We start from the raw sequence: 12,915 nt of genomic DNA, 5'->3' as shown, positions 1-12,915 counted from the left end.
TTAACTAATTTTAAAAAGTGAGAGATGCCAAGCGCAGCTCAATTTTTAAAATTAATCGTATTTTTTGCTCAACTAAGGCTAAACTGTTTGACTAAATTAGCTTTCGTAATTAGCTTCCCTATAAACCACCTAGCGTTGCAGCATTGGTATGTCTCTATCATTGCCACCTAGAAATAGATCACTCCCACCACAGCCAGATTTAGATAATGCGTCTGTGATGGTGATGAAAGATCTCAAAGACCTGCTCAGACGCATGAGTCAGGATCAAAATAAAATCCATGAGCTGCTTAGCTTCTTGGGTTACGCTCTCCGCAGCTTTAGTAATCTCAATCAATTTCTTGAATTAATTCCCCTCATCGCCAGTCGTGTAACTGACTCCGATGGTGGTGCGCTGATTTTATTTAAGGCAAGCGGGCAAATGCGTCTAGAGTCGCTGCATTGTCCAGAGCGCAATCAAGGGGGGATGAAAGCACAACAGGTACGAACCGCGATCGAGCGAGCAATTCAACAGGTTTTAACAGGTAGTCCCACAGCCCTTGATGAAATGGTCAGTCGCTATTTGGGGGCAGATGTACATTTATTTGGTACATCGGTATTAGTCAAAAATTCGGTGCGTGGTCGTCTTTATATATTTAGTCGCAAGCCTGATTATGTCTGGACAGATAACAAGCGGACTTTGATGCGTCTTGTTGCCGATCAAACCTCAGTGGGACTCGAAAATCATGAACTCACAACCGAATTAATAAAAAAAGAGCGTCAAGATCGGGAAATGGAGATTGGCGCAGAGATTCAACGACAACTTCTGCCACGCAATTGCCCAAAAATCCAAGGCATTGAGATCGCTGCACGATGTTCGACTGCTAGCCGTGTTGGGGGCGACTATTACGACTTTATCCCGATGCAAAAGGGCGATCGCTGGAGTTTTGTGGTCGGTGATGTCATGGGCAAGGGTGTCCCCGCAGGGCTGATCATGACCATGACAAGGGGGATGCTCAGAGCGGAAGTATTAAATAATCATTCTCCTAGCAAAATTTTGGAACATCTCAATGAAGTGATGTATGAGGATCTCGAAAAATCCCATCGCTTCGTGACCATGTTCTACTCAGAGTACGATCCTGCAACGCAGATGCTTTCCTTTAGTAATGCTGCTCATACACCCGCATTACATTGGCGCTCTAAAACTCGTAGTGTGCACGCCCTTGATACGATGGGCGCTTTAATTGGTCTAGAAGCAGGTTCTAAGTATGAAGAGCGTAGTACCCATCTCAATGTTGGTGATGTCGTCATTTATTACACCGATGGCTTCACCGAAGCCGCAAGTCCTGAAGGCGATCGCTTTGACGAAGAAAATCTCCGCAAGGCGCTAGACTGGGCTTGTCAGAATTGCTTCCCTCTTTCTGACGATGTCACACGTCCTCAGATGATTCTTGACTACATCTTCCAAGAAGTGCAAAACTTTATCGGAGAAGGTCATACTCATACAGATGATATGACCCTAGTAGTTTTGCATATCAATGACAAAGCTACTGTAAATTAACCCAATCCCAAAATATTATGCTTGATTTAGCTCAACATCTAGTGACTAACACTGACCTATCAGTGATTACGCCCTCTTCAATAAATGTTATGGATCTACATTCATACATAAATATGGATTTGATTGCCCAACAATTTAAGCAAGATGTCATGGGTGACATTAGTAAAGGTTGGGATGGTTTTGTGAAATCTGGTCAGATTTGGGCACTTTTGATTGGCACAGTAATTGGCTACTTATTTAGAAGCATCACGTACTCATAAAAGAAATTCATAAAATAAAAGCTCTAGTTATTACATAACTAGAGCTTTTATTTTGTAGTAATGGCGGGGGACGGATTTGAACCATCGACCTTCGGGTTATGAGCCCGACGAGCTACCAGGCTGCTCTACCCCGCGTCGTTTGCGCTTAGCTAATATAACATAATTCTAGTTAAATGCAAGCACTTTTTGGGATTTATTTGAATGTGGTGGGAAATGCCCCTCCGCAACGCCGTCTTACCTCAGTTGTTTGACCCGGTAAAACCAGGTGGAGCCGAAGCGCTGCGCCTAACTTAAAGTGCCCAGATGCAAGTCTGGTTTACTGCGGCGAAGACTGCGAAGACTCCTTAAAAACGATTATCGATCAAGACACATTATCGGTAGTCACGCACGCCACAGAGGAGCTTATTAAAAGTATACATTAAGTAGAGATGACGATAGCCTCCTCTACTTATTAATGTCATTTCGGATTAAGCTAGCAAATTTTCAAAGTCCAAAAGTAAAAGCCTTGCTTAGCAAGGCTTTTACTTTTGGACTTTGAGAGAGAGCTTGCATAGCAAACCCTCTCTCAAAACCCATTTCAAATTATCCCGAACTTGCGTTACTTAATAATATTGTCGGCTAACCAATAGACTAGAGGGGCGATCGCTAAAGCAGGTAAAAAAGAAGCAACTCGGACTTTGGCTAACTCTAATAAATTTAAACCGAGTCCCAATAGCATCAATCCACCGACTCCAGTAATGATCAGTACTGGTTGAGCATTGGCAGGATCGGGTAGGCTTTGGGCTAAGTTTCCTGCAAGGACTGACATAAGCCCTTGATAAAACCCAACAGGTAAGGCGGAGAAACCCACACCGATTCCATAGGTGCTTGCAAATACGATTGAGATAAACCCATCAAGGGCTGATTTCAAGGCTAGCAGGTTGTTATCACCAGTCAGTCCATTATTGAGACTACCAATAATTGCCATTGGTCCAATACAAAACAATAAACTCGCCGCAACAAATCCTTCGGTAAATTTCCCCTTTCCCTTAAATTTTGCTTTTAACCAATCGCCAATATTTTCTAAATGCTTCTCAATCTGACTGAGTTCACCAATTATCCCCCCAATGATTAAGGCAATCAGCGATAGGATCACACCATCTAAAGCCCCTGCTTTGACCTTGAGTAAACTGTTTGCCATGTTGATACTGACAAACATGGTGATTAAGCCGATCGCTTGTTTGAGAATGGGTAACACTTGGGAAAGAAAGCGCCCACGCAAGATCAGGCCTAAACTTGTGCCACAGGCGATCGCAAAGATATTAATCCAAGTACCACTGGTCTTTGTCCAAAAATCTAGCATTGTCTATTGCTACTCGGCATTTCAATTTCAATATTATGAATCAGAGAGGACTTAGATTGTTTGTACTGTAGTGAAGCCACACTACAAAGCTTTTATAGACAAAAATCAATGCTTTAAACAGCTTAAAATCTATGGTTTGAGTATATTTACTGGCGATCCCCACATAACAATTTTAGTTTTTTAATACTCCTGTAAACCTTTGCAACTTTTTAACCAGTCTCTTAGTGTTAGTAAATATAGTAAAGAGAATTCATTTATTTAGATCGTGTTGCGATCGCCCAATTTTTGATATCAGTCAGGGCTTTGCCCTCTAGCCAATTCAGGGCATAGCCTTTTTAACAAATTAGGGATTTAGCCCAATAGGAGAGCAAAACATGGCTCTAGAGCCTTGCACAGAAGTTCCTGCCACCAATATTAAGAAGAGCAATACCGATCTCTCTGTACTTAAAGAAAGAGGACAGAGGGAAGTTTTTTGTGGCTTGACGGGAATCGTCTGGCTACATCGCAAAATGCAGGATGCGTTTTTTCTGGTGGTAGGCTCACGTACCTGCGCCCATTTGATTCAATCTGCGGCTGGAGTAATGATTTTTGCTGAGCCGAGATTTGGTACAGCGATCCTTGGTGAAAGGGATCTAGCTGGTCTTGCGGACGCAAATGAAGAGCTAGATCGCGTTGTCGATCAGTTATTAGAGCGTCGCCCCGATATTGGTACTCTCTTTCTAGTGGGATCATGTCCCTCTGAAGTCATTAAGCTCGATCTCGCCAAAGCTGCTGAACGGCTTAACCATCGCTTTTTCCCAAAAGTCAGAATCCTCAATTATTCAGGTAGTGGCATTGAAACGACCTTTACTCAAGGCGAAGATGCTTGTTTAGGATCGATGGTTCCTGTACTGCCCCATAGTCAAGACGAGCCTAGCCTAATGGTGGTAGGTAGTCTGGCGGATGTGGTGGAAGATCAGTTTCAACGACTATTTGACAAGTTAGGCATTGGTCCTGTTTATTTCTTTCCCCCTCGTCGTGCTGCCCAATTACCCCCCATTGGGAAAGGGACAAAATTACTATTAGCCCAGCCTTTTCTTAGTGATACTGTGCGATCGCTAATTTCCCGTGGTGCAACATTATTACCATCACCCTATCCTTTTGGTATTGAAGGTACTACTGCATGGCTGAAAACAGCAGCAGATGCTTGGAATATTGATCACGAGCGTTTTGAAGAAGCAATCGCCCCTCAAGTGAATCGTGCCAAAATTGCCCTAGAGCGCTACCGTCAAGCACTAACAGGTCGTAAGGCATTTCTCTTCCCCGATTCGCAATTGGAAATTCCTTTAGCACGTTTCCTCTCAAGAGAATGTGGCATGGAACTAGTCGAAGTAGGCACACCTTATATTGATCGCCTGTTAATGGATACCGAAATTAATCTATTACCAGTCGGTACGGCTCTTTCGGAAGGTCAGGACGTGGAAAAGCAGCTAGATCGCTGTCGTGAGGCACGACCTGATATTACTGTCTGCGGTCTAGGACTTGCGAATCCCCTCGAAGCTGAAGGTATGGCTACGAAATGGTCAATTGAATTAGTATTTTCGCCAATTCACGGTTACGACCAAGCCGCCGATTTGGCAGAGTTGTTTGCCCGTCCCCTTGAGAGACGCAGAAGACTCACTGTGTAAGTATTAGAGTACTTTGCGCTCTAATACTTTGTATGTTTTTTATTGAGATAAACTATGGAACTAACCCTCTGGACTTATGAAGGTCCTCCCCATGTGGGAGCAATGCGAATCGCTACAGGCATGGAAGGAGTACATTATGTACTTCATGCGCCGCAGGGCGATACTTACGCTGATTTGTTATTTACGATGATCGAACGACGCGATCGCCGTCCTCCTGTCACCTATACAACTTTCCAAGCTCGCGATCTTGGTGGTGATACTGCCGAGATGGTAAAGACCTCAGTGCGCGATGCTTACGAACGCTTTAAGCCTCAGGTCATGCTAGTTGGCGAAAGTTGCACAGCCGAATTGATTCAGGATCAACCAGGCTCATTAGCGAAGGGAATGAAATTACCGATCCCCATTGTCAGCTTGGAGTTGCCAGCCTATTCCAAAAAGGAAAATTGGGGTGCGAGTGAAACTCTCTATCACCTAGTTCGCACTTTACTTTTACCCCTTGTACCGCCCCCAAATACGCACAAACCTAAACGCGAAGCGCATATTCGTCCGAAAGCAAATATCATTGGACCTACAGCCTTAGGTTTTCGGTGTCGTGATGATATTCGGGAAGTAATTAAGTTATTGGCAGAAATAGGTGTCGATGTAAATGTAGTCGCACCGATGGGCGCAACCCCCGATGACTTGTTACGGATTCCCGATGCTGATTTTAATATTTGTCTCTATCCTGAAATTGCTCTGACCACTTGCAATTGGCTCCAGCGCAGTTTCGGACAGCCAACTATTAAGACTGTACCGATTGGGGTTGGCGCAACCCGTGACTTTATTGCCGAAATTGGTAAGGTTGTGGAGATTGATGTCAGTGAAGCGCTAAAGAGATCGCAATCTGACACTTTGGGGAACTGGGATGTTTCGCGCCTATCTTCAGCAAATAATCCTAATGCTTCACGGTTGCCTTGGTACTCGCGATCGGTGGATTCTACTTATCTGACGGGTAAGCGGGTATTCATCTTTGGTGATGCGACCCATGCCCTCGCCGCCGCCAGAATTGCCACCGAGGAATTAGGATTTACACTCGTAGGCATTGGCACGTATAGCCGTGAATTTGCGCGCGAAGTGCGCGAAGTTGCTAAAAAGCACGGACTCGAAGCCGTGATTAGTGATGACTATCTTGCTGTAGAAGCCAAAGTTGCTGAAGCCGCTCCAGAACTAGTGCTTGGCACTCAGATGGAGCGCCACATTGCCAAACGCTTGGGTATCCCTTGCGCGGTAATTTCTGCACCAATCCATGTTCAAGATGTACCTGCCCGTTACTCACCGCAAATGGGTTGGGAAGGTGCAAATGTGATTTTTGATAGCTGGGTACATCCTTTGATGATGGGTCTAGAAGAACATTTGATTGGGATGTTCCGTGAAGACTTTGAGTTTGCGGAAGGTCATATGAGCCATCTGCATACTGCTCCATCTCAGGATTCACGACGCGAATCATTAGTAACAGAACAGGCGATCGCTGCGACAGGTAGCTCTAACCAAGCTGTACTCACACCTGTTGCTCAAGCAGTTGCCCAAACAGTTGATGGCATTACTTGGAGTGTGGATGGTGAAGCTGAGTTGAAGAAGATTCCCTTCTTTGTACGCGGCAAAATCAAGCGCAATACCGAGAAGTTTGCGAGCGATCATGGCATTAGCACGATCACTCTCGAAACTCTCTACGAAGCAAAAGCAGCGATCGGTAAGTAACTTTATTGAGGCGCTATGCGCCTCAATAAATAAAAAATTATTTTTACATTAGGAGTTTATTTTGGTAGTTGCAAACGTTCGTCCCCCCGTTGTTAATAAAGGCGAAGATGGCGAAGGCAGTCTTCAAGTGCATCAAGACCCATCAATGGTGATTGAAGGAGCTTTGGTTATTGCTGTCTATGGTAAAGGCGGTATCGGTAAATCCACCACTTCCTCCAATCTGTCAGCAGCTTTCTCTCATCTAGGTAAGCGCGTATTACAAATTGGTTGCGATCCCAAACATGACAGCACCTTTACTCTCACCAAGAGAATGGTTCCTACTGTTATCGATATTCTTGAAACCGTTAACTTCCATTCCGAAGAATTACAAACTGATGACTTCATGTTTGAAGGTTATAATGGCGTAATGTGTATCGAGGCAGGAGGTCCCCCAGCAGGTACTGGTTGCGGCGGCTATGTCACAGGTCAAACTGTGAAACTTCTCAAAGAGCATCATTTACTCGAAGATACCGATGTGGTCATTTTTGATGTACTAGGTGATGTAGTCTGCGGAGGATTTGCAGCACCATTACAACATGCCCATTACTGTTTGATCGTTACTGCTAATGACTTCGACTCGATCTTTGCGATGAATCGGATTGTGGCGGCGATTCAATCGAAAGCGAAGAACTATCGTGTGCGTCTCGGCGGCATCATTGCCAACCGTAGCGAAGGAACTGATCAGATTGATAAGTTTAACGAGCGGGTAGGCTTGAAGACTCTGGCGCATTTCCGTACTGTTGATGCAATCCGTCGCAGTCGTTTGAAAAAATGCACAGTCTTTGAAATGGAACCCGATCCTGAGGTTTTAGAAGTCCAGCAAGAATATCTCAAGCTGGCGAAGGGGATGTTAGAAAACGCTGAGCCTTTATATGCTCAACCCCTCAAGGATCGCGATATTTTCGACCTCCTTGGTTTTGACTAATCATCAAAAAAGCCCTCGCTGAGCGAGGGCTTTTTGTTTTAGCAGAGATTTGATTGTTGTCTAACGCTTTTTGATATCTTTTGCCATATTCAGGAAGATATCCATGCTGGAATCCACGCGAGTGTTGCTTAGTTTTGGTTCAAATTTAGGGGTGGGAGCCGATTCAGAAGTTTTGCTGCTCGTAACTTCTAGTTCAGAACCTTCAGTCTTTTCGGTAGCAGAAACGATTTCTACAACTTTTGCTCCCTGAACACCATTAACGGTTGGGAATGTTTTTTTAACAGCCTTGGGTGTACGCATGTAGTCAATATCACCAAAGGTTTTAGCAGAATCTGCGTCTAAGAAGTATGAATCTCCTGATTTCTCAGAGTCATTGCTTTGATCTTTTTTGCCAAATAATCCGAAAAGTGCCATATATTTGTTCCTTTTGCCTAAAGTTATGGGGAATTTGTATTTATATTGCGGTATGTAACATTTTAGCAATATAAATCTATAAAAATAAATAAATTGACAAATAAAGCACGAAAACCCAGAACTTTAGACAACTACTAGATTTTTCTAGGAATTTCTATAGCAATGAAAGAGATAAACAAATCAAAAACAAAAAAACAAGTAGCGGCGCGATCACCGCTACTTGTTTTTTTGTTTAAACTTCACAAGCTTGAACTGACGCTACAGCGCGTTGCGCTGAATTAAAACCTAGAGTAAGTTTTGAAAGCGCAGCGAAGCTGCGCTTTCAAAACTTACTTTAAGCTTCAACAGGCTGTAATGAAATTTCTAATTGATTAGAGTTTGAAAATTCCAGTAATGCTTTAACCATTGCAATAATTCATCCTCATTAGTGGCAATACGTTCTAAAGGGACAAAAATCATCGGATTGAGCTTTGAGCCGATAAATGCAGCTCGTACGTCAGTATGTAAACCAATCAGTAATTTAGTCGGATGTTGAGTTGTTTTATTAGGTATAGGCAATACCAAGTTCAACACAAGCCCCTTCATCTGGAACACGACCATCGAGTACGAACAGGAATATGTCTGACTGATTGCCTGATTTTTGTAGTGTCAAGCTGAAACATAGTTAGCCTACGTTCCTCTTTTGACATTTGTTTATAGGGTGGTTGATCTCCCTTAACACCATCGCGCTGAGGCAAGAAAACTTGATAGCCAATTTGCTCTAACTTTGTAGTTAATGACTGATTAAAAGAGCATTCGGCTTGTGAAAATAGGGGAGCAGCGAAGTAAATGAGCATAGGCAGAATTAAAAATACAACCTATTGAGTAAAGATTTCTTGACCGTGAATCACAGTATGTAATTGCCAAGTGGATTCTGTATCGGGATAATCGAGGCGGAAATGTGCGCCTCGACTTTCAGTACGAAATAGGGCAGATTTGACTAGTAAGTAGGCAAAGTCAATTAGGTTATGGGTTTCTGCCCAGAGGCGCGTTTTGCTCCGCAAGGTGGAAATTTCTTGTTGTAGGTTTTGGATTTGGTCGATCGCAGTTTCCATCGCCTCAGCATTACGACAAATCCCTGCCGATCGCCATGTTAACTCCCGTAATTCTTGGCGAATAGTAGCGATTCGCTCTTGGGATGCCGCATTAGTATTAATGTCTGGAAACTTCAAGGCATCAATGGTGAAGTCAATCTGAGGATCACTGATTTGCTCGCTCTTTCGTTGAATCAAATCCTGAGCTACTTTTTCGGCGAGACGTACCCCAAAGACAAAACATTCTAAAAGGGAATTACTTGCTAGACGATTTGCGCCATGAACACCTGTGCTAGAGCTTTCACCAACTGCATATAAACCTGTAATGGAACTTGCTCCCCATGTGTCAGTCACGATCCCACCCATGCAGTAGTGAGCAGCAGGTGTGACGGGGATCGGTTGCGAGAAAAGATCAATATGCCATTTTTGACAAATTTTGATGATGTTGGGAAAACGATAGGCAATGTGATCGCGATCAATGGGTGACAAGTCTAAAAATACAGTCGGTTCGCCAGTCTTTTGTAAATGTTGAAAGATGGCTCGGCTGACAACATCGCGAGGTGCAAGTTCTCCCTGTGGGTGATATTCAAAGGCAAAGCGATCGCCATTGTGGTCTATTAAATGTGCTCCCTCGCCGCGCACTGCCTCACTAATTAAAAATCTCGGTGCGCCTTCAATGGCTAGAGCCGTGGGATGAAATTGCACAAATTCGAGATCCCGTACCTTCGCGCCTGCTCGCCATGCGATCGCAACACCATCACCAGTACTGGCAGGAGGATTAGTATTTTGTGAAAAGACCTGTGCGCCACCACCTGTTGCCAGAACGGTTACAGGAGCTAATAAACCGATTAATTTGTCAGGATCTTGTTTCAACTCAACGCAGGATACACCGACACAGCGATCGCCTTCTGGAGACTTCTCTAACAATAAATCCAGAACTAAAACCCCTTCTAAAACCTGAATATTAGGACGATCAACCACTCTTCTTGCCAAGGTGCTCACCAGTTCCCGTCCTGTGGCATCGGCAGCATGGAGAACCCTTCGCCGTGAATGCGCCGCCTCTAGCGTTAGGGCAAGCGACTTATCCTGTAAGCGATCGAAATCAACCCCAAATTCTAAAAGTTTATGGATTTGAGGCTTAGCTTTGCTAACTAAAACTTCAACAGCTTCGCGCTCACATAATCCTGCACCTGCGCGTAAGGTATCTTCGATATGAAGATTAATTGAGTCATTGCGATCAATTACTGCGGCAATTCCACCCTGAGCCCAGTCACTCGCGGAAATGGTCAAGTTGTCCTTGGTAATCAGCGCAATTTTCCAATCCTGTTCTTGAGTCGTAGGATGCTCTCCCAACGAGTCAGACAAAGACAGGGCAGTATATAAACCTGCTGCACCGCCACCAATTACAATTGCATCAAATTTTCTAAATTCCACGCTTGATCGCCCTTCATTGCGATCGCTACTATATAGCTTTTTGCAAATCCCTAGATTACAAAAATTTAAAAGCCTTGCTAAGCAAGGCTTTTAAATTTTTTCCTAATTGAATGCTGAATCAGCACTTAGACCTGACTCTTATTGTCTTGAAACAGAAATACAGCCTACAGAACTACAGTCTGTAGTTAGCATTGTTAATGCGCTCACGAACCATCGACTCATCGGGTCTCTTGAGGGTGAATTTGTCAGCGTTAGACTTGAGAATTTCTTTTTGGGTATCGCTCAATCCTGCAATGTTTAAAACCTCATCAAAGGATTGGTAGGGAGCGTTATCAATGATGATGCGTCCCAAAGTGGGATACATACCACGCACTTGACGGAAAGTGTTGATATTCGCATTATTTAAGTCAATTTTGCTAAGGTCTTGCGTATAAAAATTAGTTGGAGGTAATTCGTCGGCAAATGCAGCGTTACTACCAAAAGAACCTAAAAAGCCAGTTGTCCAAATTGACGCGATCGCCACTAATAAAACAGAAAAGCGTATCAGTGCTTTCATGCCTAAAATCTCTCTATTAAAAAAAATAATTTATTCACTTTCGAGATTAGCAGAAAATTGCAAACCCCTAGCCACAGGTTCTCCAAATCGATGATATGTAAACAATTATCTCTATTTGTTAACTTCTCTTTACAAATCTTCAAATAGACTCAAAGCTACTCAAATCAGCTAAATACCTGATGCTGTAATGATCCCAGTCTGAATTATCAGATTTCCTGCAATTGGCTAGGTTTAAGTAACTATAAATAACTGCAAACTCTCTAAGTGACCGTAGGTACAATGACTGTCTAGAAAATGGGTGGGTAATTACAACGGTTACTTTTGATTATGTTAAGTCTCGAAAACTTCCCTTGGCTCACGTTTATCATCGCCTTCCCCATACTTATGTCCCTCTTAGTTGCCTTTGTGCCAGACAAAGGGGACGGCAAAACCATTCGCTGGTTTTCGCTAGTTGTGGGACTGATTGACTTCGCGGCGATCGCCTATGCCTTCTGCACGAAGTATGACTACAGCAACCCCAATCTACAACTCGTCGAGAAATACGCATGGGTTCCCGATCTGGGGCTAAATTGGTCAGTCGGCGTTGATGGACTCTCGATGCCCTTGGTCATGCTGACTGGATTTATCACCACATTAGCAATCTTGGCATCCTGGCCCGTCACACTGAAGCCACGATTATTCTATTTCTTACTTCTATCAATGTATGGCGCACAGATTGCCGTCTTTGCCGTACAGGATATGCTGCTGTTTTTCCTGACATGGGAATTAGAGCTAATCCCCGTTTACCTCTTGCTATCGATTTGGGGGGGCTATAAGCGTCTCTACGCCGCTACCAAGTTTATTCTCTACACAGCGATCGGCTCTCTGTTTATCCTTGTTGCAGGGCTTGCCATGGCATTCTATGGCGATACGATCTCCTTTGATATGCAAACCCTTGCTAACAAAAACTATCCCCTCACCTTCCAGCTACTTGCCTATGGTGCATTCTTGATTTCCTACGGGGTCAAGTTGCCAATTTTCCCTCTGCATACGTGGCTACCTGACGCGCATGGTGAAGCGACAGCCCCCGTCCACATGCTCCTTGCAGGTATTCTTTTGAAAATGGGTGGTTATGCCCTGATGCGGATGAATGCAGGGATGTTGCCTGAAGCCCATGCGTACTTTGCCCCCATCCTCGTAATTTTGGGGATCGTGAATATTATCTACGCTGCTCTTACCTCCTTTGCCCAGCGCAGCCTCAAACGCAAAATTGCCTATTCATCAATTTCCCACATGGGCTTTGTGCTGATCGGTTTAGCTTCATTTACCGATCTCGGAACAAGTGGGGCAATGTTGCAAATGATTTCCCACGGACTCATCGGCGCAAGCTTATTCTTCCTTGTGGGAGCAACCTACGATCGCACGCATACCCTGATCCTCGATGAGATGGGCGGAGTCGGTCAGCAGATGCCGAAAATCTTTGCTATGTTTACCACTTGCTCCCTTGCATCCCTTGCGCTCCCTGGGATGAGCGGATTTGTTGCTGAGGTCATGGTATTTGTGGGCTTTGCCACTAGTGATGCCTATAGCGGCACTTTTAAAGTAATTGCTATCTTGCTCATGGCAGTGGGTGTCATCTTAACGCCTGTCTATCTGCTGTCGATGTTGCGTGAAATTTTCTATGGCAAAGAAAATACTCAGCTCACATCTCATCAAGAACTTGTAGATGCGGAACCTCGCGAAGTGTTTATCATCGCTTGTCTTTTGATTCCCATCATTGGTATCGGTTTCTATCCCAAAATCGTTACCCAAATGTACGATTCAACCACAACTCAGTTAGCTGGTGTCCTCCGTGATGCAGTGCCAGTATTAGCTAATAAACGTGACAACAAACGTTTAGCAGCAATACAAGCGCAACCTGCACCGAGCTTGACTAAATAACAACAAAGAAG

12 protein-coding genes, 1 tRNA gene and 1 other RNA gene are annotated in these 12,915 nt (G+C 44.1%); 6 read left to right on the top strand and 8 right to left on the bottom strand.

The annotated features are described in order from the left end of the window. Window positions 1-148: 148 nt before the first annotated feature. Together HC246_RS06265 and HC246_RS25800 are read left to right on the top strand one after the other, a co-directional pair. Complete coding sequence (locus HC246_RS06265; RefSeq protein ID WP_169362630.1) at window positions 149-1,537, top strand: PP2C family protein-serine/threonine phosphatase; 1,389 nt, start codon at window positions 149-151, stop codon at window positions 1,535-1,537. A 113-nt stretch (window positions 1,538-1,650) separates the two neighbouring features. After that, the gene (locus HC246_RS25800; protein ID WP_225902922.1) at window positions 1,651-1,797 is read left to right on the top strand and encodes a hypothetical protein; all 147 of its coding nucleotides are present in this window, start codon (window positions 1,651-1,653) and stop codon (window positions 1,795-1,797) included. 61 nt (window positions 1,798-1,858) lie between these two features. On the opposite strand, the gene HC246_RS06255 is transcribed toward HC246_RS25800, so the two are convergent. From HC246_RS06255 to HC246_RS06245, 3 genes are all read right to left on the bottom strand, one after another. Next, window positions 1,859-1,932: transfer RNA gene (locus tag HC246_RS06255), tRNA-Met, on the bottom strand. 79 nt (window positions 1,933-2,011) lie between these two features. Beyond that, window positions 2,012-2,199: non-coding RNA, 6S RNA (gene ssrS / locus HC246_RS06250), on the bottom strand. A 196-nt stretch (window positions 2,200-2,395) separates the two neighbouring features. After that, window positions 2,396-3,139 (bottom strand): DUF554 domain-containing protein, encoded by a 744-nt coding sequence (locus HC246_RS06245; RefSeq protein ID WP_169362628.1) that lies wholly within the window; start codon window positions 3,137-3,139, stop codon window positions 2,396-2,398. Window positions 3,140-3,513: 374 nt separating this feature from the next. On the opposite strand from HC246_RS06245, the gene HC246_RS06240 reads away from it, so the two are divergent. From HC246_RS06240 to bchL, 3 genes are all read left to right on the top strand, one after another. Beyond that, the gene (locus tag HC246_RS06240) at window positions 3,514-4,806 is read left to right on the top strand and encodes a ferredoxin:protochlorophyllide reductase (ATP-dependent) subunit N (protein WP_169362627.1); all 1,293 of its coding nucleotides are present in this window, start codon (window positions 3,514-3,516) and stop codon (window positions 4,804-4,806) included. A 54-nt stretch (window positions 4,807-4,860) separates the two neighbouring features. Then, complete coding sequence (gene bchB / locus HC246_RS06235) at window positions 4,861-6,543, top strand: ferredoxin:protochlorophyllide reductase (ATP-dependent) subunit B (RefSeq protein WP_169362626.1); 1,683 nt, start codon at window positions 4,861-4,863, stop codon at window positions 6,541-6,543. A gap of 61 nt (window positions 6,544-6,604) precedes the next feature. Continuing rightward, window positions 6,605-7,507, top strand: coding sequence for a ferredoxin:protochlorophyllide reductase (ATP-dependent) iron-sulfur ATP-binding protein (bchL, locus tag HC246_RS06230; protein ID WP_169362625.1), 903 nt, complete (start codon window positions 6,605-6,607; stop codon window positions 7,505-7,507). Between the two features lie 60 nt (window positions 7,508-7,567). Here the strand turns inward: bchL and HC246_RS06225 are convergent, their stop codons facing one another. From HC246_RS06225 to psbU, 5 genes are all read right to left on the bottom strand, one after another. Continuing rightward, window positions 7,568-7,921 carry a hypothetical protein gene (locus HC246_RS06225; protein ID WP_169362624.1) on the bottom strand — a complete coding sequence of 118 codons (354 nt, stop codon included), beginning with the start codon at window positions 7,919-7,921 and terminating at the stop codon, window positions 7,568-7,570. Window positions 7,922-8,284: 363 nt separating this feature from the next. Continuing rightward, window positions 8,285-8,494, bottom strand: a complete 210-nt coding sequence (locus HC246_RS06220) for a hypothetical protein (RefSeq protein ID WP_169362623.1) — start codon at window positions 8,492-8,494, stop codon at window positions 8,285-8,287. Window positions 8,495-8,502: 8 nt separating this feature from the next. Then, window positions 8,503-8,757 carry a TIR domain-containing protein gene (locus HC246_RS06215; protein WP_169362622.1) on the bottom strand — a complete coding sequence of 85 codons (255 nt, stop codon included), beginning with the start codon at window positions 8,755-8,757 and terminating at the stop codon, window positions 8,503-8,505. Between the two features lie 21 nt (window positions 8,758-8,778). After that, window positions 8,779-10,428: an L-aspartate oxidase gene (nadB, locus tag HC246_RS06210; RefSeq protein WP_169362621.1), complete on the bottom strand. Its 1,650-nt coding sequence runs from the start codon at window positions 10,426-10,428 to the stop codon at window positions 8,779-8,781. Between the two features lie 172 nt (window positions 10,429-10,600). Beyond that, complete coding sequence (gene psbU, locus HC246_RS06205) at window positions 10,601-10,984, bottom strand: photosystem II complex extrinsic protein PsbU (RefSeq protein WP_169362620.1); 384 nt, start codon at window positions 10,982-10,984, stop codon at window positions 10,601-10,603. A 327-nt stretch (window positions 10,985-11,311) separates the two neighbouring features. On the opposite strand from psbU, the gene HC246_RS06200 reads away from it, so the two are divergent. Next, window positions 11,312-12,904: an NAD(P)H-quinone oxidoreductase subunit 4 gene (locus HC246_RS06200; protein WP_169362619.1), complete on the top strand. Its 1,593-nt coding sequence runs from the start codon at window positions 11,312-11,314 to the stop codon at window positions 12,902-12,904. The last annotated feature ends 11 nt before the right edge of the window (window positions 12,905-12,915 follow it).

Origin of the sequence: Pseudanabaena yagii GIHE-NHR1 (assembly GCF_012863495.1) — a bacterium.
Lineage (GTDB): Bacteria > Cyanobacteriota > Cyanobacteriia > Pseudanabaenales > Pseudanabaenaceae > Pseudanabaena > Pseudanabaena yagii.
The sequence above is the reverse complement of the archived record's forward strand: the minus strand, read 5'-3'. Positions and strand labels throughout refer to the sequence as shown.